The following is an 18,285-nucleotide window of genomic DNA, read 5'->3' as shown; positions in this document are numbered from 1 at the left end:
AATGCCAGCGGGCCCGGGGGCCGTCCGACTCATTCAGCCGCATGGGCGCCGCGCTCTTCGTGCAATATCGGCAGGCTGACTTCAAAGACCGCCCCGCCTTCCCCCCCGTTATGGGCGGTCAACCGCCCGCCGAGGTCCGCCACGATGCCCGAAGAGATCGCAAGACCGAGCCCGACTCCGTCGCCGGGCTGTTTGGTGGTGTAGAAGGGCTCGAAGAGCGCGTCGAGATCCTCGATGCCGGGGCCATTGTCGCGCACCGTGAGCACCGCCTGCTTGCCCGCCGCGAGGATCACCTCGATGCGCGGATCGCGCACCGCACTGGTGGCATCGAGCGCATTGCGCAGCAGGTTGATAATCACCTGTTCGATCCGCACCCGATCGCCGAGTACGATGACCGGCCGGTCGGGGATCGCGCGTTTGATGCGCACATGGCGCTGGCGCAGCTGCGGCTCCATGATCGAAATCGCCGACAAAAGCGCGTCGTTTAGGTTCACCGGCACCAGATCCTCGCCCCCTTTGCGCGCGTAGCTCTTGAGCTGCCGGGTGATCGAACTCATCCGGTCGATCAGCCCGTCGATCCGGCCGAAGGAGGACATGGCCTCGTCCGGCCGGTTGCGCGCGAGCAGGAGCTTGGCCCCCGCGAGATAGGTTTTCATCGCCGCAAGCGGCTGGTTGAGCTCGTGGCTGACCGCGGCGGACATCTCGCCAAGCGCGGCAAGCTTGGAGCTTTGGGCGAGCGTCTGCTCGGCGACAGCGAGGTTTTCCTGAACCTTCTCGCGCTCGGCAATCTCGCTTTGCAGCCGGTCGTTAAGCTGCCGCAGCTGGGCTGATTCGCGCTGGAAGAAGATCATCCGCAGCCGCGCGCGCCGGGTCATGAAGTAGAAGCCGCCCGCCAGAAGGATGGCGAACCCCATGATTTCAAGGGCAATAAACGCGTTCACCCGTTCGCGTACGCTGGCGTAGGTTGTGAAGGAGGCGATGCGCCAGCCCTGAAACGGCACGCGGCTCTCCATCCGCATCACCGCCTCGCCGCGAAGGTAGGCATCGGCCGGGAGCGTCGTCCAGTCGGCGGTGGCGCGCAGGGCGCGGGCAATCGCGCTGTCGACGGATTCGCGTTGAAGCGCTTCGGTCTCGGTCATCCCGCGCCAACGCGGCTCGGTCGAGAGGATGATCGTCCCCTCGCTGTCGGTCACCAGCACCGCATCCGAAATCCCCGCCCAGGCGCGCTCGAACTTGGCCAGATCGACCTCCACCACAATGACGCCGATGGTGTTGCCCTGGCTCTCCATCCGCCGCGAATAGGTGAAGCCAAAGGCGCCGCTCTCGCGCTGGCCGCTGGTGAAGACCGTGCCAGCCGAGCGCAGCGCATCGACGAAAAACCGGGTCTGCGCAAGGTTTTCGCCAAGCCGCGCGCGGTTCGTCGCGGCGACGATCCGGCCGTCGAGATCGAGCAGGATGAGCGAGGCTGCGCCGATCTCATCGACAAAGGAGATGAGCCGCGCGGTCGATTGAGAAAAATCGCTCGAATTGAGCGCGCCGATCAGCGCCGGGTCCCGGGCCAGAAGCTGGGGCACGATGGCGTTGCGCCGCAGCTCGGAAATCAGGTTGCCGTTGTAGAGCGCAAGGCGCAGCTCGGCGCGGTTGCGCGTGCTCTCGGTGAACCGCTGGGTCAGCCACTCGTTGGTCACGAAAACCGCGATCGCCGCCACCGCCACGATCATCAGGATTGCCAGACGGACGGGCCAGCCGAAGCTGCCATGTCGCCGCCCGGCCAGTTTGGCAAGGCTTATGCGCATTGGTCGAGCCTAGCCGCGACGGCGCGCGCGCTCAAGCCGGGGGCGCCTCAGGCCGGCGCAAAGGCGCCGATCAGCCCTGCGAAGAGCGCCGCGCCGTCGGTGTTGCCATGGGCCGGTTCGGCGGCGCGTTCGGGGTGCGGCATCATGCCGAGCACGCGGCGGTTGGCCGAGAGGATGCCGGCGATGTCATCGCGCGCGCCGTTGGGGTTCGCCGTGTAGCGAAAGGCCACCCGGTCCTCGCCCGCAAGCTCGGCGACAGTTTGGTCATCGGCGAAGTAATTGCCGTCATGGTGGGCGATGGGCAGGGCGATCTCCTGCCCCGCCTCATAACCCGCTGTGAAGGCGCTGTCCGCGGTCTCGACCCGCAGCCCGGCGGTCTTGCAGATGTATTTCAGCGAGGCGTTGCGCATCAGCGCTCCGGGCAGAAGGCCGGTCTCGGTCAGGACCTGAAACCCGTTGCAGACGCCAAGCGCGTAGCCGCCCCGCTCCACATGGGAGACAAGCGCGTGACAGATCGGCGAATTGGCCGCGATCGCGCCGCAGCGCAGGTAATCGCCGTAAGAAAACCCGCCGGGCACACCCACCAGATCGAGCCCCTCGGGAAGCACGGTGTCCTTGTGCCAGATCATCTGCGTGTCGAATCCGGCGGCGCGCAGCGCGACGGCCATGTCGCGGTCGCAGTTGGAGCCGGGGAAGACAAGGACGGCGGCGCGCATCAGACGATCTCCACCGAGTAGCTCTCGATCACCGTGTTGGCGAGCAGCTTCTCGCACATCTCGCCGACGGTCTCCTCGGGGGTACCCTCGGCCAGATCGAGCTCGATCACCTTGCCCTGCCGGACGCCCTCGACGCCGGTGAACCCGAGCGCGCCAAGCGCGTGGCGCACGGCCTCTCCCTGCGGGTCCAGCACGCCCGTCTTCAGCATCACATGCACCCGTGCTTTCATAGCGTCCTCGCGTCTTTGCGGCCCCGAGGGCCTCGGTATCTTCAGTTGATCAGCGTCGGTTTGGCCATCGGGACCGCGCCCTTGGGCAACACGCCCAAGCGCCGCGCGACTTCCGAATAGGCATCCGTCAGCGAGCCCAGATCGCGGCGGAACACGTCCTTGTCAAGCTTCTGGTCGGTCTCCATGTCCCACAGCCGGCAGCTGTCAGGGCTGATCTCGTCGGCGACGATCAGCCGCTGGAAATCGCCGTCATAGACACGGCCGATCTCGATCTTGAAATCCACCAGCCGGATGCCGACGGCGCGCATCACGCCGCTCATGAAGTCATTCACCCGCAGCGCGAGGCTCACGATATCGTCCATGTCCTGCGAACTGGCCCAGCCGAAAGCGGCGATATGCTCCTCGGAGACCAGCGGATCGCCGAGCGCATCGTCCTTGTAGCAATATTCGATGATCGGCCGCGGCAGGCGCGTGCCCTCGTCGATGCCGAGCCGCTTGGAAATCGAGCCGGCCGCATAGTTGCGCACGATGATTTCCAGCGGGATGATTTCGCAGGCGCGCACGAGCTGCTCGCGCATGTTGAGGCGGCGGATGAAATGGGTCGGCACGCCGATGTCACCCAGCCCTTGCATGAAATATTCCGACAGGATGTTGTTGAGCACACCCTTGCCCTCGATCACGTCGCGCTTCTCGGCATTGAAGGCGGTGGCGTCATCCTTGAAATATTGCACGAGCGTGCCCGGCTCCGGCCCTTCGAAAAGGGTCTTGGCCTTGCCTTCATAGATCTTCTTGCGCCTTGGCATGGGGTCTCCTGACTGTTCGGGGCGTGCACGAGAACCCGTGAATTCCCGACTCCGCGCAAACATATTGCCCTCTTAGTCCAAGGGCCCGGGCGTCGCAAGCGGTGCCCGCTCGGTGGGTCCTTCGCGCCTGCGCGTATCGGTGGGCGAAGGCACTGCCAACAGCGCGGGGCTTGAACGCCGGCTCCGGGGCGGGCATATCTTCACCAGAACACCCGCGGGCCCGCCCCACGGCACCGGCCCCGGCACCAGAGAGGACCCCTCCATGAGCACTTTCGACGATCGCGAATCCGCATTCGAGAACAAATTCGCGCATGACGCGGAAATGACCTTCCGTGCCGAGGCCCGGCGCAACAAGCTCCTGGGCCTTTGGGCCGCGGGGCTCATGGGCCGCGAGGGCGCCGAGGCCGACGCCTATGCCAAGGAGGTCGTGAAGGCCGATTTCGAGGAAGCGGGCTCGGAAGATGTGGTGCGCAAGGTGGCGGGCGATCTGGGCGACAAGTCCAGCCCCGACGAGATCCGCGCCAAGCTCGACGAGCTCATGATCGTGGCCAAGGGCCAGCTTCTGGACGAAGCCAAGTAAGCCTTTCGCAACAGACCGCCCCGCCGCTCAGAGCGGCGGGCGCGCATCGGCCGGCGCCTGCAGGGCCGTCTCGATCCCCCGGATCAGCGTCTCGCGGCTCACAGGTTTCATCAGCCGGTCGCCATCGGGCACGCCCGCATCGCGAATCCGTTGCGCCTGACGGAAATCGAGGCTCTGGCCCGACAGGAACAGCACCCGCAGCCCCGGATCGCTCTTCCGCAACAGCTCCGCCAGCTCCGGCCCCTGCAAACGCCCCGGCATCATGATGTCGGTCAGCAGCAGATCGAACGGCCCCGCCGTCTGCCAAAGCTTCACCGCCTCGTCGCCAGAGGCCGCCGGAACCGGGTGATACCCCGCCCGTGTGAGCATCTTGGTCAGAAGCTCGCGCACCGCTGCCTCGTCCTCCACCATCAGGATGCGAATCCCGCTCGACGGGGTGAGCGCAGCCCGCGACTGGGGCTTTCCGGCAACCGGCCGCTGCAGCTCGGCGGCGGGGAAATAGAGCGAAAACCGCGTGCCCTTGTCGAGCGCCGATTGCACATGGACGACCCCGCCGGTCTGCGACATGAACCCCTGCACCATCGAAAGCCCAAGGCCAGATCCCTGCCCCGGGCGCTTGGTGGTGAAAAACGGCTCGAATATCTCTTTGAGCCGCTCCGGTGCCATCCCGACGCCGCTGTCGCTCACCGAAAGCCGCACGTAGCGGCCCGGCGCGAGCACCCCCTGCCCGTCGAGGTCATGGGGCTCCAGCACCGTGACATTGGCCGTCTCAACCAAGACCTCCCCGCCCTCGGGCATCGCATCGCGCGCGTTCACGATGAGGTTGAGCAGAGCGCTTTGCGAGGCCGAGGCATCGGCCATCACCTCCCAGAGCCCGACCTCCGTCTCCACCTCCAACGAGACCTGCGCCGGCAACACACGCACCGCCCATTTCTCGACCTCAAGCGCCATCGCGCCAAGATCGAGCCGCCGCGGCTCGAGCCGCGCCTGCTGGGCAAAGGAGAGCATGTTGTGGATCAGATCGGCCCCCTGCCGGACGGCGCTTTTCGCCGCATCCAGCTCCTTGCGCAGCGCGGGGTGGTCATGGATTTCGGACTCGATCAGCTCAAGATTTCCGAGGATAACCGCCAGCAAGTTGTTGAAATCATGGGCCACACCCCCGGTCAGCTTGCCCACCGCATCCATCTTCTGCGAATGCAAGAGCCGCTCTTCGGTGCGCCGCGCCTCGGTCATGTCGATGCTCGAGCCGATCCCGCGCACCACCTGTCCCGCCTCGTCGAAATACGGCACGACAAACTCGCGAATGTTGCCTTCGGTGCCATCGGCGCGAGGAAAGCGGTACTCGATGTCGATCTCCGACCCTTCGAGCAGGCGTTCATACTGCGCGCGCAGCTTGGCGCGGTCGTCGGGGTGCACCATCGGCAATTCGCCCGCGATGCCGCTATTTGTCCGGGCAATGAAGTCCTCGGCGGTCAGGCCGAAAATCTCCGCGTGGCGCTTGGAACAGACCGTGCAGATCCCGGCGCGCGCATCGACCACGAAATAGCCCAGCTTGGCGATCCGCGCGGCCTGATCGAGCTGCACCTCGCTCACGTTCAGAATGCGCGCCGAGGCCTCCAGCGCGGCCGATTCCTCCCGAAGCCGCTCTTCGAGCTCTTCTGTCGTCCGGCGTAGCCGCTCATGGGTCTCGTCACGCTGGTCGCGCAAGGTGCCGATGATGTGCCCCGTGGCGGTATAGATGAGCATCGCGAAAGCGGTCGTCGAGAGCCCGCTCGCGGCCGCCGGTCCGAATCCTACGTGATGCGCATAGGCGAGCACCGCCGAGGCGGTGAGCCCGGCAAGCGTGGCCGGAATCCGCCCGCCGACGATTCCGGCGCCGATCACCGCACACAACAAAAGCAAGAAACCGGCCGGAACGGGGACCCCATATGCAACCCCGAGCGGGATCGCGATGGAAAGGGCGAGTGCGGGCAGGTAGCTTCCGATTTGACGCAGGGTCATGACATCGCCCAACGAAGGGGGCGGCCCGGCTTTATCATTGTTTCAAATTGCTGCATTGCACTGGCTACTGCTTATGAAAGTATTCATTAAACGCAAATGGCGTACCTCATTCATATCCGATGCGCCAAGCCGATACAATCGCCCGAAGAACCTTGGGTAAATCAAAGGCAAACGGCCGCGAAACGCGCAACAAATCGCGGCAGGATTCGCGCCGCGTGATTTACGCGCGAGCAGTTGTGAGACCCGCTATCGGACCGGCGCGGGCGCCCTGCCCCGGCGCAAGCGGCAGGCGGGTATGCGATTGGGTTTGCACCCGCGCGCCATTCGTGAGATTTCGCCTCCCGAAGACCTCAAGCCCCCGAGCCCCTAGCCCCGGAGACCGCCCATGGCCGCGCAAAAGAACGATCTTCTCTCCCGCCTGCTCGACGAGCGCGACTGGCTCATGGCCGATGGCGCGACGGGGACGAACCTGTTCAACATGGGTCTGGAATCGGGCGATCCGCCGGAATTCTGGAACGTGGAGTTTCCCGATCGGATCCGCGCGCTCTATCGCGGCGCAGTCGATGCGGGCAGCGATATCTTCCTCACCAATTCCTTCGGCGGCAACGCCAGCCGGCTGAAGCTCCATGATGCGGCCGACCGCGCGCGCGAGTTGAGCCGGATTTCCGCCGAGCTTGGCCGGGATGTGGCCGATGCCGCCGGACGGCCGGTTGTCGTGGCCGGCTCCGTTGGCCCCACCGGCGAGATCATGGCGCCCATGGGCCCGCTGACCCACGAGATCGCCGTCGAGATGTTTCACGAGCAGGCCGAAGGGCTCAAGGAAGGCGGGGCCGATGTGCTCTGGGTCGAGACCATCTCCGCCCCCGAGGAATTCCGCGCCGCGGCCGAGGCCTTCGCGCTCGCCGGGATGCCCTGGGCCGGGACGATGAGCTTCGACACCGCGGGCCGCACGATGATGGGCACGACCTCGGAGGCGATGGTCAGCCTGGTCGAGGACCTGCCCAATCCGCCGGTCGCCTTCGGCGCCAACTGCGGCGTCGGGGCGTCGGACCTGCTGCGCACCGTACTCGGCTTTACCGCCCAGGGGACCGAGCGTCCGGTAATCGCCAAGGGCAACGCCGGCATCCCGAAATACGAGGATGGCCACATCCACTATGACGGAACGCCCGCTCTCATGGCAGAATACGCGGTCTTGGCGCGGGCTTGCGGCGCGCGGATCATCGGCGGCTGCTGCGGCACCATGCCGGATCACCTGCGCGCCATGCGCGAGGCGCTCGAAACCCGCACGCCCGGCCCGCGCCCCGGGCTCGACGCCATCGCCGAAACGCTGGGCGGTTTCTCCTCGGCCTCCGATGGCACCGGCGGCGATACCCCCCCCGAACGCCCGCGCCGGCGCCGCCGGAAATAACGCTTTGTACGGCGCGCGCGGCCAATCCTGCGCGCGCGCCGTTTCCCGTTTGATATGGCGAGAATTAGAGCGTGACATTGGGTTTCTCATTCACTTCAGCGTTCACGCGAAACAGTTTAGGTAATACATAAGCTTTGCAGCTTTAATATCTGATATTTTTTGATTTCTTGGAAAATTGGCGCCTTTCCAGCGCCCATGAACGCCCTCAAAACAAAGACAACTGATCGCCCGGCTCCTCAGGACGCCGGTAGAGATCCGTGCGCAGCGGCGGAGACCGGGTTTCCAGCCCGAGCCGCCGGATCGCCTTGTCGAACCGCTGGGCAATCAGCGCCGCGTAAACACCCTCGCCCCGCATCCGGCGGCCCCATTGCGCGTCGTAATCCTTGCCGCCGTGCATCTCGCGCACCCGCGCCATAATCCGGCCCGCGCCCCCTGGCATGACCTCGTCCAGCCACTCGCGAAACAGCACCGAGACCTCGCGCGGCAGGCGCAGCATGACCCAGCTCGCCGCGTCCGCCCCCGCGTCGCGCGCCGCCTCCAGAATCGTCTCCAGCTCCGGATCCGTCAAAGCGGGGATAATCGGCGAGACCATGACACGGACCGGCACGCCCGCCGCCCGCACCCGCTCAATCGCCGCCAGCCGCCGCGCTGGTGACGGCACCCTCGGCTCCATCTTGCGCGACAGATCGGCATCCAGCGTCGTGACCGAAATCCCGACCCGCGCAAGCCCGCGCGTCGCCATCCGCCCCAGGATATCCAGATCGCGCTCGATCCCCGCCCCCTTGGTCACGATCGCCACCGGGTGGCCGGCCTCTTCGAGCACTTCGAGGCAGGCGCGCATGATCCCCCGCTCCCGCTCGATCGGCTGATAGGGATCGGTGTTGGTGCCGATCGCAATCGGCGCGACGCGATAGTTTCGCGCGCGGAGTTCACGCCGTAGCACCGCCGCCGCATCGGGCCGCGCGATCAGCCGCGTTTCGAAATCCAGCCCGGGCGAGAGCCCGAGATAGGCATGAGACGGCCGCGCGAAGCAATAAATGCACCCGTGCTCGCACCCCCGATAGGGATTGATCGACCGGTCAAAGGGCAAGTCGGGCGAGCGGACATAGTTGATGAGTGAGCGCGTCGCCTCTTCACTTACCTCACGCCGGACCGCGGGCTCCGCCCCGGCCATGCCCTCCGGCGGGCCCCAGCCGTCATCCACCGCCTCGCGCGCCAGATCGAAGCGACCCGCCGCATTACTCACCGCTGCGCGCCCTCGCCGCCGCTCCGGCGCCACGCGCACCCCCAAACCGCCATCGGCCGCGCGCGATGCGTCCTCCGAAACGACAGGGCCGACCCCCTTCGGCTCATTCTGCGCCAAATCGCTCATCGCAGCAGGGTGGAACATTACGAGAACACTTGCAAGCTTTCGATAAAGAAAATCCAAATTTCTCATTGGTAGTTCGGGCCGCGCGCGCGTAAGAGTCGCAGTCAACCCGGGCTGCGTCGCAAATGGCGCAGTCCACGATTGAATTCCGGGCTGAAGCTGAAGGCCAACAGGGCGCCGCGCGCGCCCACTCCCGCCGCGCAGGCCCGAACCAAGAAGGATCACGCCATGTCGGATGACGGCGACGATATCATCCTGTCGGAACTCGACGACGCAGAGCTCGTCGAGCAGATGATGGATGACCTTTACGATGGCCTCAAGGAGGAGATCGAAGAGGGCGTCAACATCCTGTTGGGCCGCGGTTGGGCGCCCTACCGGATCCTGACCGAAGCGCTGGTGGGCGGCATGACGATCGTGGGCAAGGATTTCCGCGACGGGATCCTTTTCGTCCCCGAAGTGCTGCTCGCGGCGGGCGCGATGAAGGCGGGCATGTCGATCCTCAAGCCGCTACTGGCCGAAACCGGCGCGCCGACCATCGGGCGCATGGTGATCGGCACGGTCAAGGGCGACATCCACGACATCGGCCAGAACCTCGTGACGATGATGATGGAAGGCGCGGGCTTCGAGGTGAAGAACATCGGGATCAACAACCCGGTCGAGAGCTATATCGAAGCGATCCACGAATTCGACGCCGATATCCTCGGCATGTCCGCTCTGCTGACGACCACAATGCCCTATATGAAAGTCGTGATCGACACGATGAAGGAGCAGGGCATCCGCGATGACTTCATCGTGCTGGTGGGCGGCGCACCGCTCAACGAGGAATTCGGCCGCGCCATCGGCGCCGATGCTTATTGCCGCGACGCCGCCGTGGCGGTGGAGACAGCCAAGGAATTCATCGCCCGCAAGCACAATCAAGCCTCGGCATAACGGCGGTATCTTGCGCGCTTGGATTTGCCCTGTGGCATTCGGGGACGCCTGCAGAAACAATCGAGCGCCGTCGCAATTCCCCTCCGGGTTCCTCGGCCCCAACCCTCAATAGTTCGCCCTTTGTCGAACTGTTTGATCTAGGCCGAACTGTTATGCCACTCATGAACGAAGGCGACCGATCGGTGGTTCTTGTTCAGCAGAAGTGATTACATGGCGACCATGGACGAGGTTGTGTCAAAATTCCCGGGAACCGCGAATGCCACGCCAGTGGAGGAGGACCTGCGCAATTCGGGCCTTTCCGGGTCCGGCCAGGGGTCGGTGCTGTTGATCGCCTGCGGGGCTTTGGCGCATGAGATCCTCGCGCTTCGGGACGCGAATTGCTGGACACATCTGGATCTGCGCTGCCTGCCCGCACTGCTGCATAACCACCCGGAGAAAATCGCAGGCGCGGTGCGCGAGGCGGTGTTGGCAGCGCGGGCCGACTACGCGCAGATATTCGTCGTCTACGCCGATTGCGGCACCGGCGGAGCACTCGATCGGGTATGCGCGGACCTCGGCGTGGCGCGGATTGCGGGGCCGCATTGCTACGCGTTTTTCGACGGGGTCGACCGCTTCATCGCGCGCGACGAGATCGACGCCTTCTACCTCACCGATTTCCTGACACGTCAATTCGACGCCTTCGTGATCCGCCCCCTCGGGCTCGACCGGCACCCAGAGTTGCGCGACGCCTATTTCGGCCATTACCGAACGCTCGTCTATCTCGCGCAAACCGACGATCCGTCACTGGATATAAAGGCGAGAGAGGCCGCCGAACGGCTCGGCCTTTCGTTTGAACGACGCGCCACCGGCTACGGGGAACTCGCCTCGCAACTTGGAGATTGGGCTGCCGCAAGCGCCGCGAACGCCGACTGACGAGGTGACATCACATGGCGGTGGCGGCAGTCTCCCGGATGCGGGTGATCATCGCGCGCAGACCGTTGGAGCGTTGCGACGAAAGGTGATCCTGAAGCCCGAGCCGCGCCAGTTCGCCGCCGGCGTCCAGCGTCGCCACCTCAGCCACCGGCAGACCGTTGTAGAGCGCGCGCAGCACCGCGATCAGCCCGCGGACAATCATCGCATCGCTATCGCCTTCGAATGAAAAGGTTTTCCCGTCGATCTCGGGATGGAGCCAGACCTGGCTCGCGCAGCCCTCGACCTTGCGCGCGGGCACTTTGAGCGCCGGATCGAGCGGCGGCATGGCTTTGCCGAGATCGATCACATGGCGATAGCGATCCTCCCAATCCTCAAGGAATTCAAAGTCTTGCACGATATTTTCGAAGGCTTCGGTGGCCATGTTCACCCCAATAGAACGGATACCCCATGGAGGTAAGCCGACCCGGCGCGAAGGTCCAGCCCGGAATAGACGCTTTCCAAGCGCGGGCCAATCCGCTAGGCCTAGGCCCCGTGAGGGACAAGGGGCTGTTTCAATGCGCAAATCCGTTCTCGCCATCCTTCTGGGGGCGTCATTTGTTTCGGCCTGTGACAGCCGGATGAACCCGATGACCTGGTTTGGCGCCCGCGCGCCGGTGTCCGACGGCACGACCGTTGCCGGCAGCGTGCCGCCGTTGGTGCCGGAAGATCGCAAATTGCGGATCATCGAGCGCCGCGGCCCCATCGCGCAGATCACGAGCCTTGACGTCGCCCCGACCTCCCATGGCGCGCTCATCACCGCCCAGGGGCTTGCCCCGGGGGCTGGCTATTTCAACGCCGAATTGGTGGAGGTTCAGGCGCCGGGAGCGACCACGCGCGCCTTCGAATTCCGCGCTGAGAAACCGGAGGTCGCGCCGCCCGCGACAGGCACGGGCGCGCTTCAGATCACCGCAGCGAAGTTCCTTACGGATCAAGAACTTGCGGGCGTGACTTCAATCACGGTGCGCGCCGCGCAAAACGCGCTTTCGCGCCGGCCGTGAGGTACCGGCCCGTGCGTCAGACCCGCACCGTGCGGACCTGACTGCCCTGTGCAACGAGGCCCACACGGCCCGCACATAGCTCCAAGGCCTCATCGCCGAAGACCGCCTTGCGCCACCCTCGGAGCGCGGGCAAATCCCGCTCGCCCGCAGCGATCCCGTCAAGATCCGAGGCCGATGCGATGAGCTTGGGCGCGACGCCCTCGCTCTCTGCCTTGGCCTTGAGAAGCACCCGCAGAAGATCGGCCAGCGCGGGGTTGACCTGCCGCGTTTCGGTGCGCGTGTCGACCTTGGGCAAATCCTCTGCCGGGCATTCAGCGCCCGCCTTCACGGCTGCGATGATGCCATCGGCGATCTCGCCCTTGCGCGCCTCTCGCAGGAGAAGCCTTGACCGGCTCAAAGCCTTGTAATCACTCGGTTTCGTCGAGGCCAGCTCGAGCATCGCATCGTCCTTGAAGACCCGGCTGCGCGGCACGTTGCGCTCCTGCGCGTAGGTTTCCCGAAACCGCGCGAGCTCGCGCACGATGGCGAGGAATTTGCCCGAATTCGTCCGGGTCTTCACCCGTTTCCACGCGTCCTCGGGCCGTACGATATAGGTCTCGGGATCGGTCAGGATCTGCATCTCTTCCGACACCCATTTCGCCCGACCATTGCGCTCCAGCTCCGCGGCGAGGAACTCGTAGACCTGCCGCAGGTAGGTCACATCCGCGAGGGCGTAGCGCTGCTGCGCCTCCGTCAGCGGACGACGCGACCAGTCGGTGAACCGGCTGGATTTGTCGATCTTGCCCTTGGCGATCTTGCGCACCAGCGTCTCGTACCCCGCCTGCTCGCCGAACCCGCAGACCATCGCCGCGACTTGCGTGTCGAACAGCGGGGTCGGGATGACGCCCGCATCTACTTGAAAAATCTCGATATCCTGACGCGCCGCATGGAACACCTTGACGACGCCCGGATCCTGAAAGAGCTCCATCAGCGGGGCGAGATCCATCCCCTCGGCCAGCGGGTCCACGAGAACCGCACGGCTGTCATCTTGCCCCGGCATGGCAAGCTGAACCAGGCAGAGCTTGGAATAATAGCTCCGTTCGCGCAGGAATTCGGTATCGACGGTGACGTAGGGCTCCCCGCGCGCCTCGGCGCAGAAGGCGGCGAGCGCGTCGGTTGTGGTCAGAGTAGGCATTCGAATCGTCTTTCTGTTCAAAGCGCGGAGTGACGCGCCGGGCACCGGGTCATCCGGCGGAGGGGCGCGCGCGGGTCTCGGCGAAACGTCGCAGCACGCTTGGATAGAGCGCATGTTCTTCGACCAGAACGCGCGCCGCAAGGGTTTCCGCCGTGTCGCCCGGGTTTATGGGCACTTCGGCCTGCCCGAGCACCGGGCCGCCATCGAGATCGGCGGTCACAAGGTGCACCGAACAGCCCGCGCATCGATCGCCCGCATCGATCGCGCGCCGATGGGTATCGAGCCCCTTGTACTTGGGCAAAAGCGAGGGGTGGATGTTGAGCATCCGCCCGTCCCAGGCGCGGGTGAACCCAGGCGTCAGGATCCGCATGAACCCGGCGAGGCAGAGGATATCGGGGCGGGCCCCGTCCAGCGCGCGGCTCAGGGCCGCCTCGAAGGTCTCGCGGCTCGTGAACGCGCGGTGATCGACCACGGCCGTCGGCACACCCCGCTCCGCGGCCTTGGCGAGACCGCCCGCATCGGGCCGATTGGAGAGGACGAGAACCGGGCGCGCGGGGTGATCCCCGGTCATGCTATCGACGAGCCGCACCATGTTGGAGCCGCCGCCGGAGATCAGGATCGCGACCCGAAGCGTCAAGCAAGCGCCCCGGTGTAGCGGATGCCCGCGCCTTCGGTGATCGCGCCGATGCGGTGGACGGTTTCGCCCGCCTCGCGCAGAAGGCCGGACAGGGCCTCGGCCCGGTCGGCGGCAACCACGAGCACCATGCCGATGCCGGCGTTGAAGGTCTTGAGCAGCTCGTCCTGCGCCAGCCCGCCTTCGGCGGCGAGCCAGGAGAAGACGCCCGGGAGGGACCATGCGCCGAGGTCGATCTCAGCGCCGAGCCCCTCGGGCAGGACGCGGGGCAGGTTTTCAGTGAGCCCGCCGCCGGTGATATGCGCGGCGGCATGGAGCCCGCCGGCATCACGCGCCGCAAGCACTGGTTTGACATAAAGATGCGTCGGGGTCAGGAGCGCCTCGCCGAGGCTCTGATCCGACCACGGCGCGCGCGCGTCCCAGTCAAGCCCGCTGCGCTCGACGATCCGGCGCACCAGCGAGTAGCCGTTGGAATGGACACCATCGCTGCCAAGCCCGAGCAGCACATCGCCCGCGCTGACCCCGTCGGGCAGGGCCGCACCCCGCTCCATCGCGCCGACGGCAAAGCCCGCCAGATCGAAATCCCCCGGTGCATACATGCCCGGCATCTCCGCGGTCTCGCCGCCGATGAGCGCGCAGCCGGAGCCTTCGCAGCCCGCCGCGATCCCCTCGATGATGGTGGCGGCGGAGGCGTTTTCAAGCTTGCCGGTGGCGAAATAGTCGAGGAAAAACAGAGGCTCGGCGCCCTGGCAGACAAGATCGTTGACGCACATTGCCACGAGGTCGATGCCGATCGTGCCGAGCTGGCCGGTGTCGATCGCGATGCGCAGCTTGGTGCCCACCCCGTCGGTCGCGGCGACGAGGACCGGATCGCTGTAGCCCGCGGCCTTGAGATCAAAAAGCGCGCCAAACCCGCCCAGCCCGGACATCACACCAGACCGTTTGGTCCGCGCCGCCGCGGGTTTGATCCGTTCGACGAGCGCATTGCCCGCATCGATATCGACCCCGGCATCGGCATAGGTCAGCGGCGCTTTGGGATCGGTCATCGCGGGTCTCCATAGGGTGTTTGCGTTGCGGTACCTCATCGCGCGCGGCTCTGCAACGGTCTGGCCGCACCGCCCGGGCAACAGGCCGCTTTGGCTTGACGCGGCCCCTGTCTCTGCTAGCAAGATGCGCAGGTCGGGCCTGTAGCTCAATTGGTTAGAGCAGAGCGCTCATAACGCTTTGGTTGGGGGTTCGAGTCCCTCCGGGCCTACCACTCTCGCGCCTTCGAGCCCCGGTCCAGTGTCTCGCCTTTTCCGCCGCGTGCCCGCTCAGTCCTCGTCCCGCTCCGCCAGACTTCGCGCAATCTCGCGCCGCACGAGCTTGCGCATGTTGCGGGTCATCCGCTCGCCAAGGCTGCCTTGCAATTCTTCACGGATGATCTGCGAGATCAGCGCCCGGAGCTTGGGATCCTCGGTCCAATCGGCCGCGCGTTGCGTCAGGATCAGAGGATCGACGCGCTGCTCCGGGCGCAGCACCAAGGGCTCGATCAGGCCCGTGCCGGTCTCCTGCTTGTCCATGCGATGCGCCCTACGCCGTTCTCGAGTGAGCCTCAGGTTACGCGCTCGCCCCCCGGGCCTCAACCCGGGGTGGCGCCGCGTGACGGCTAGTTCTTGCCGAGGCCCTTGAGCACCCGGTCAAGCGCCTTGCCCTGCTTCGACACGGCGGTGGGGCCGTCTTTCACGAGGTTGTAGTAGGCCGTCGGATCATAGCGCTGTACCGGCAGATCGAGCGCCTCGACCGTCATCCGCCCCATCGCGGCAAGCGCTTCGTAGGAGTTGATCACCGCATCAACATCCGCCGAGGCGAGCTCGAACCGAGCGTCGAGCAATTCCTGTTCCGCATCAAGCACTTCCAGCGTCGTGCGCGCGCCGAGCGTCGCCTCTTCGCGCAGGCCTTCGAAGGCCACCTGGGCCGCCCGGACCTGCTCGGAGCTTGCGGTGCGCGAGGCCCTGACGACGGCGAGATTGGCAAAGGCCACCTCGACCGCCTGATCGATGGATTTCTGCGTCACATGAAGGCTCGCCCGCGCCTGATCGCGCCGGGCGATGGCGCGCCGGATCGCCGAGGACAGCTGCCCGCCGCTGTAAATCGGCCCCGAGAGATTGACGCCGACACTGCCGCCCTTGCTGAAGCTGTCGGACTGGAAGGTCTCGTTTTGGGACAGACTACCGCGCAGGTTGACCGTGGGCTTGAGGTTGGATTCGGCGACCTTGACGTTGAGTTCCGAGACCGCAATTTCATGGCGCGCCTGAGCCAGATCCGGGTGCAGCCGCCGCGCGAGGGCCATGGCCTCCGACACGCTCCCCGCGCCCACCGAGGCCGCCGAAACAGCGCCGAGCGCGCCGGGCCGCTGCCCGACCGCGTTGGTGTATTCCGCCTCGGCCTGTGCAAGCGCGCCCTGCGCCGCGGCAAGCTGACTGCGCGAGGCCGCGAGCCGGCTTTCGGCCAGAGCCACGTCCGTGCGCGTCACCTCGCCGACCTCGAACCGATCCCGCGCGGCGCGCAACTCCTGCGTGATCAGACGCAGGTTGCTCTGCCGCAGCGCCACGACCTCGCGCGAAAGCCGCACATTCATATAGGCCCGCACGGCGCCAAGCAGGACAGCCTGCTCCGCCGACCGCAGCGCCTCGCGCGTCGCCAGAACGCTCTCCTTCGCCACTTCGATGCCCAGCCGCGAGCCGCCGCCATCATAAAGCAGAAGCGACGCGCTCAACCCGATGTCCGCGGAGGTGGAGGCCGACCGGCCGTTCTGGGCCGACTCGCTGAAACTGCGCGTGACCCCGGCCGAATAGCTCAGGATCGGACGAAGGGCCGCAAGGGAGGTGGCGACATCCTCATCGGCCGCGCGCAGCAAGGCGCGATTCTGATCCAGCAGGCCGCTGTTTTCATAGGCCTGTACCATCGCCTGGCGCAGCGTCTGAGCCGTGGCTTGCGCCGATACCACCGACACCGCCATGCACAGCAGCGCCCCCTGCCCCAACTTCTTCAACATCCCAGCCATTGCCTGCCTCTCTCTCGTCCTTGATCCGCTGCCCGATCGGCCCTGCACGCGCCGCGCCATAGGCTACAGCGCGAACTCCGTGGTTTTGTGAAATCCCGGCAGCACCGGCGCGCTGGCGTTGAACGCGTAGCGCCAGGTGATCTGCCCTTCGATCTTGTGTCCGATCCGCGCCACACCGAGCGCGCCCTCCATGAAGATCGCCGCGATCCGCCCGCCCTCGCGGAGCTGATCGGTCAGCGCCGGGGGGACCTGCTCGACCCCACCTTCGATGATCATCGCATCATAGGGCCCGTGTTGCGGCGCGCCCTCGTCCAACGGCGCATCGACCACGATCACGTTGTCGACCCCCTGCTCCGGCAGGATCCGCTGCAGATCCCGCGCAAGGTGGTCCTCGACCGCGACCACCGCCGCCACCATCCGCGCCATCACTGCCGCCGAGTATCCAAGCCCCGCCCCGATATCCAGCACCAGCGACTCCGCCCCCAGATCGAGCGCGCCGAGCATCTTGGCAAAACTGCGCGGCTCCAGAATGACGCGGCCCTCGCCCAGATCGAGCGCATCCTCGATATAGGCAAGCTCGACCTCGCCCGCAGGCACATATACCTCGCGCGGTACGGCGAGCATCGCTTCGATCACGGGAAATCGGGTCACATCAACCGGGCGGACCTGCGTGTCCACCATCACCTGTCGTCGCGCGGCGAAATCCGTCATGAGGGGCCCGATCAAAATCCGGTTCTGAACCGTTTCGTCCACGTGATGCCACAGCCGCGCCGCCGGAGCAATGCAGCCCCGTCGTTTTTCCCTCGCCTGTGCCCTTGCGGCCATCCAGCAGATCGGCTAACTCACCCCCACCACGAGGAACGGCGAGTTGGCGGAGTGGTGACGCAGCGGATTGCAAATCCGTGTACACCGGTTCGATTCCGGTACTCGCCTCCATTTCATTCTAAATCATGGGGTTAGCGGCTGAACGGTCGAGTGTGACACAAAGTGGGACACACACCCTATGATGCTGTCATCCTATCTAAGCCCCTCAAGACACGGGATTTACTACTTTCGCTGGCCTATCCCTCACATTAAGGAGGGAAAGCGAACGTCAATACGCATTTCCCTGCGGACACGTTGCCCGGATCGGGCTGGTGATTTGGCCCGCCATCTTGCATCCTGCGGAAGAATACTGCGAGAGAACAACGCATTGGCAGGACTGAGACAAAGCGAGATACGCGAAAAGGTGCAAGCCTACTTCAAGGCGCAACTGGACCAGTACCTTGATTGGCTGGACCGTCGCGGTTTGGTGACGTCCACGGACGTGGTGTAGCTGGCGGTGGCCATCGGGTTTCCCGGTAGGGTTGGGTTGCGACAACCAACCTGAACCAAGGACGACACCCGATGACCAAACCTATGATGGACCTGCGTGCGCTTGTCGAAAAGAGTGCCGATTCCGACCTGCTGCGTGAGATGATCGGCTTCGCAGCCGAGCGGCTGATGGAACTTGAGGTCGGCGCCAAGACCGGTGCCGATTACGGCGAGAAAAGCAGCGATCGGCTGGCGCAACGGAACGGATACCGCGACCGAGACTGGCAGACCCGTGCGGGCAGCGTCGAGCTGCGCATTCCGCGTCTGCGTACCGGGTCGTACTTCCCGTCTTTCCT

At 65.5% G+C, this 18,285-nt stretch carries 19 protein-coding genes and 2 tRNA genes; 8 read left to right on the top strand and 13 right to left on the bottom strand.

Going from position 1 to position 18,285, the window contains the following annotated elements; all coding sequences use genetic code 11:
- Positions 1 to 29: 29 nt before the first annotated feature.
- The 4 genes from BM353_RS05545 to purC are packed head-to-tail and all read right to left on the bottom strand — an operon-like array spanning position 30 to position 3,545.
- Positions 30 to 1,796, bottom strand: coding sequence for a sensor histidine kinase (locus BM353_RS05545; RefSeq protein ID WP_092077625.1), 1,767 nt, complete (start codon positions 1,794 to 1,796; stop codon positions 30 to 32).
- A gap of 47 nt (positions 1,797 to 1,843) precedes the next feature.
- Positions 1,844 to 2,512, bottom strand: coding sequence for a phosphoribosylformylglycinamidine synthase subunit PurQ (purQ, locus tag BM353_RS05540; protein ID WP_092077623.1), 669 nt, complete (start codon positions 2,510 to 2,512; stop codon positions 1,844 to 1,846).
- Entirely contained in the window at positions 2,512 to 2,742 is a 231-nt protein-coding gene (gene purS / locus BM353_RS05535; protein ID WP_092077620.1) for a phosphoribosylformylglycinamidine synthase subunit PurS, read from the bottom strand. The genes purQ and purS overlap by 1 nt, the downstream gene beginning before the upstream one ends.
- A 41-nt stretch (positions 2,743 to 2,783) precedes the next feature.
- On the bottom strand, positions 2,784 to 3,545 hold the full coding sequence (gene purC, locus BM353_RS05530) for a phosphoribosylaminoimidazolesuccinocarboxamide synthase (protein ID WP_092077617.1): 762 nt from the start codon (positions 3,543 to 3,545) through the stop codon (positions 2,784 to 2,786).
- A gap of 262 nt (positions 3,546 to 3,807) precedes the next feature.
- Here purC and BM353_RS05525 point away from each other — a divergent pair, with 262 nt between their 5' ends.
- Positions 3,808 to 4,125, top strand: a complete 318-nt coding sequence (locus BM353_RS05525; RefSeq protein ID WP_092078449.1) for a DUF1476 domain-containing protein — start codon at positions 3,808 to 3,810, stop codon at positions 4,123 to 4,125.
- A 27-nt stretch (positions 4,126 to 4,152) separates the two neighbouring features.
- Here the strand turns inward: BM353_RS05525 and BM353_RS05520 are convergent, their stop codons facing one another.
- Positions 4,153 to 6,126, bottom strand: a complete 1,974-nt coding sequence (locus tag BM353_RS05520) for a PAS domain-containing sensor histidine kinase (protein ID WP_143104104.1) — start codon at positions 6,124 to 6,126, stop codon at positions 4,153 to 4,155.
- A 385-nt stretch (positions 6,127 to 6,511) separates the two neighbouring features.
- Between BM353_RS05520 and bmt the strand changes: the two genes are divergently transcribed.
- A complete protein-coding gene (gene bmt, locus BM353_RS05515) occupies positions 6,512 to 7,534 on the top strand; it encodes a betaine--homocysteine S-methyltransferase (RefSeq protein WP_092077611.1) in 1,023 nt (340 codons plus the stop codon).
- A 205-nt stretch (positions 7,535 to 7,739) separates the two neighbouring features.
- On the opposite strand, the gene BM353_RS05510 is transcribed toward bmt, so the two are convergent.
- Entirely contained in the window at positions 7,740 to 8,906 is a 1,167-nt protein-coding gene (locus BM353_RS05510; protein WP_092077609.1) for a PA0069 family radical SAM protein, read from the bottom strand.
- 225 nt (positions 8,907 to 9,131) lie between these two features.
- Here BM353_RS05510 and BM353_RS05505 point away from each other — a divergent pair, with 225 nt between their 5' ends.
- Together BM353_RS05505 and BM353_RS05500 are read left to right on the top strand one after the other, a co-directional pair.
- Positions 9,132 to 9,833 carry a corrinoid protein gene (locus BM353_RS05505; protein ID WP_092078446.1) on the top strand — a complete coding sequence of 234 codons (702 nt, stop codon included), beginning with the start codon at positions 9,132 to 9,134 and terminating at the stop codon, positions 9,831 to 9,833.
- Positions 9,834 to 10,052: 219 nt separating this feature from the next.
- On the top strand, positions 10,053 to 10,745 hold the full coding sequence (locus BM353_RS05500) for a DUF1638 domain-containing protein (protein ID WP_092078444.1): 693 nt from the start codon (positions 10,053 to 10,055) through the stop codon (positions 10,743 to 10,745).
- 10 nt (positions 10,746 to 10,755) lie between these two features.
- Here the strand turns inward: BM353_RS05500 and BM353_RS05495 are convergent, their stop codons facing one another.
- Complete coding sequence (locus BM353_RS05495) at positions 10,756 to 11,166, bottom strand: SufE family protein (RefSeq protein ID WP_092077607.1); 411 nt, start codon at positions 11,164 to 11,166, stop codon at positions 10,756 to 10,758.
- 133 nt (positions 11,167 to 11,299) lie between these two features.
- Here BM353_RS05495 and BM353_RS05490 point away from each other — a divergent pair, with 133 nt between their 5' ends.
- Entirely contained in the window at positions 11,300 to 11,782 is a 483-nt protein-coding gene (locus BM353_RS05490) for a hypothetical protein (RefSeq protein ID WP_092077604.1), read from the top strand.
- A gap of 16 nt (positions 11,783 to 11,798) precedes the next feature.
- On the opposite strand, the gene rnd is transcribed toward BM353_RS05490, so the two are convergent.
- Genes rnd through purM form a run of 3 tightly spaced genes read right to left on the bottom strand, consistent with a single transcriptional unit; the run spans position 11,799 to position 14,636 of the window.
- Positions 11,799 to 12,956, bottom strand: a complete 1,158-nt coding sequence (rnd, locus tag BM353_RS05485; RefSeq protein ID WP_092077601.1) for a ribonuclease D — start codon at positions 12,954 to 12,956, stop codon at positions 11,799 to 11,801.
- A 49-nt stretch (positions 12,957 to 13,005) separates the two neighbouring features.
- The gene (gene purN / locus BM353_RS05480) at positions 13,006 to 13,548 is read right to left on the bottom strand and encodes a phosphoribosylglycinamide formyltransferase (protein ID WP_245759593.1); all 543 of its coding nucleotides are present in this window, start codon (positions 13,546 to 13,548) and stop codon (positions 13,006 to 13,008) included.
- A 41-nt stretch (positions 13,549 to 13,589) separates the two neighbouring features.
- On the bottom strand, positions 13,590 to 14,636 hold the full coding sequence (gene purM, locus BM353_RS05475; RefSeq protein WP_092077595.1) for a phosphoribosylformylglycinamidine cyclo-ligase: 1,047 nt from the start codon (positions 14,634 to 14,636) through the stop codon (positions 13,590 to 13,592).
- 135 nt (positions 14,637 to 14,771) lie between these two features.
- Here purM and BM353_RS05470 point away from each other — a divergent pair.
- A tRNA-Ile gene (locus BM353_RS05470) sits at positions 14,772 to 14,848 on the top strand.
- Positions 14,849 to 14,903: 55 nt separating this feature from the next.
- Here BM353_RS05470 and BM353_RS05465 read toward each other — a convergent pair.
- The 3 genes from BM353_RS05465 to BM353_RS05455 form a co-directional block, all read right to left on the bottom strand.
- Positions 14,904 to 15,152: a hypothetical protein gene (locus BM353_RS05465; protein WP_092077592.1), complete on the bottom strand. Its 249-nt coding sequence runs from the start codon at positions 15,150 to 15,152 to the stop codon at positions 14,904 to 14,906.
- A gap of 86 nt (positions 15,153 to 15,238) precedes the next feature.
- Positions 15,239 to 16,636: a TolC family outer membrane protein gene (locus BM353_RS05460; RefSeq protein ID WP_342742208.1), complete on the bottom strand. Its 1,398-nt coding sequence runs from the start codon at positions 16,634 to 16,636 to the stop codon at positions 15,239 to 15,241.
- A 63-nt stretch (positions 16,637 to 16,699) separates the two neighbouring features.
- The gene (locus tag BM353_RS05455) at positions 16,700 to 17,347 is read right to left on the bottom strand and encodes a protein-L-isoaspartate O-methyltransferase family protein (RefSeq protein ID WP_092078441.1); all 648 of its coding nucleotides are present in this window, start codon (positions 17,345 to 17,347) and stop codon (positions 16,700 to 16,702) included.
- A 151-nt stretch (positions 17,348 to 17,498) separates the two neighbouring features.
- Between BM353_RS05455 and BM353_RS05450 the strand changes: the two genes are divergently transcribed.
- Positions 17,499 to 17,572, top strand: a tRNA-Cys gene (locus BM353_RS05450).
- Between the two features lie 450 nt (positions 17,573 to 18,022).
- Positions 18,023 to 18,285, top strand: a 263-nt coding sequence (locus BM353_RS05440; RefSeq protein ID WP_177220440.1) for a transposase, incomplete at its 3' end; no start/stop codon positions are given.

Origin of the sequence: Poseidonocella sedimentorum (assembly GCF_900116005.1) — a bacterium.
Lineage (GTDB): Bacteria > Pseudomonadota > Alphaproteobacteria > Rhodobacterales > Rhodobacteraceae > Poseidonocella > Poseidonocella sedimentorum.
The sequence above is the reverse complement of the archived record's forward strand: the minus strand, read 5'-3'. Positions and strand labels throughout refer to the sequence as shown.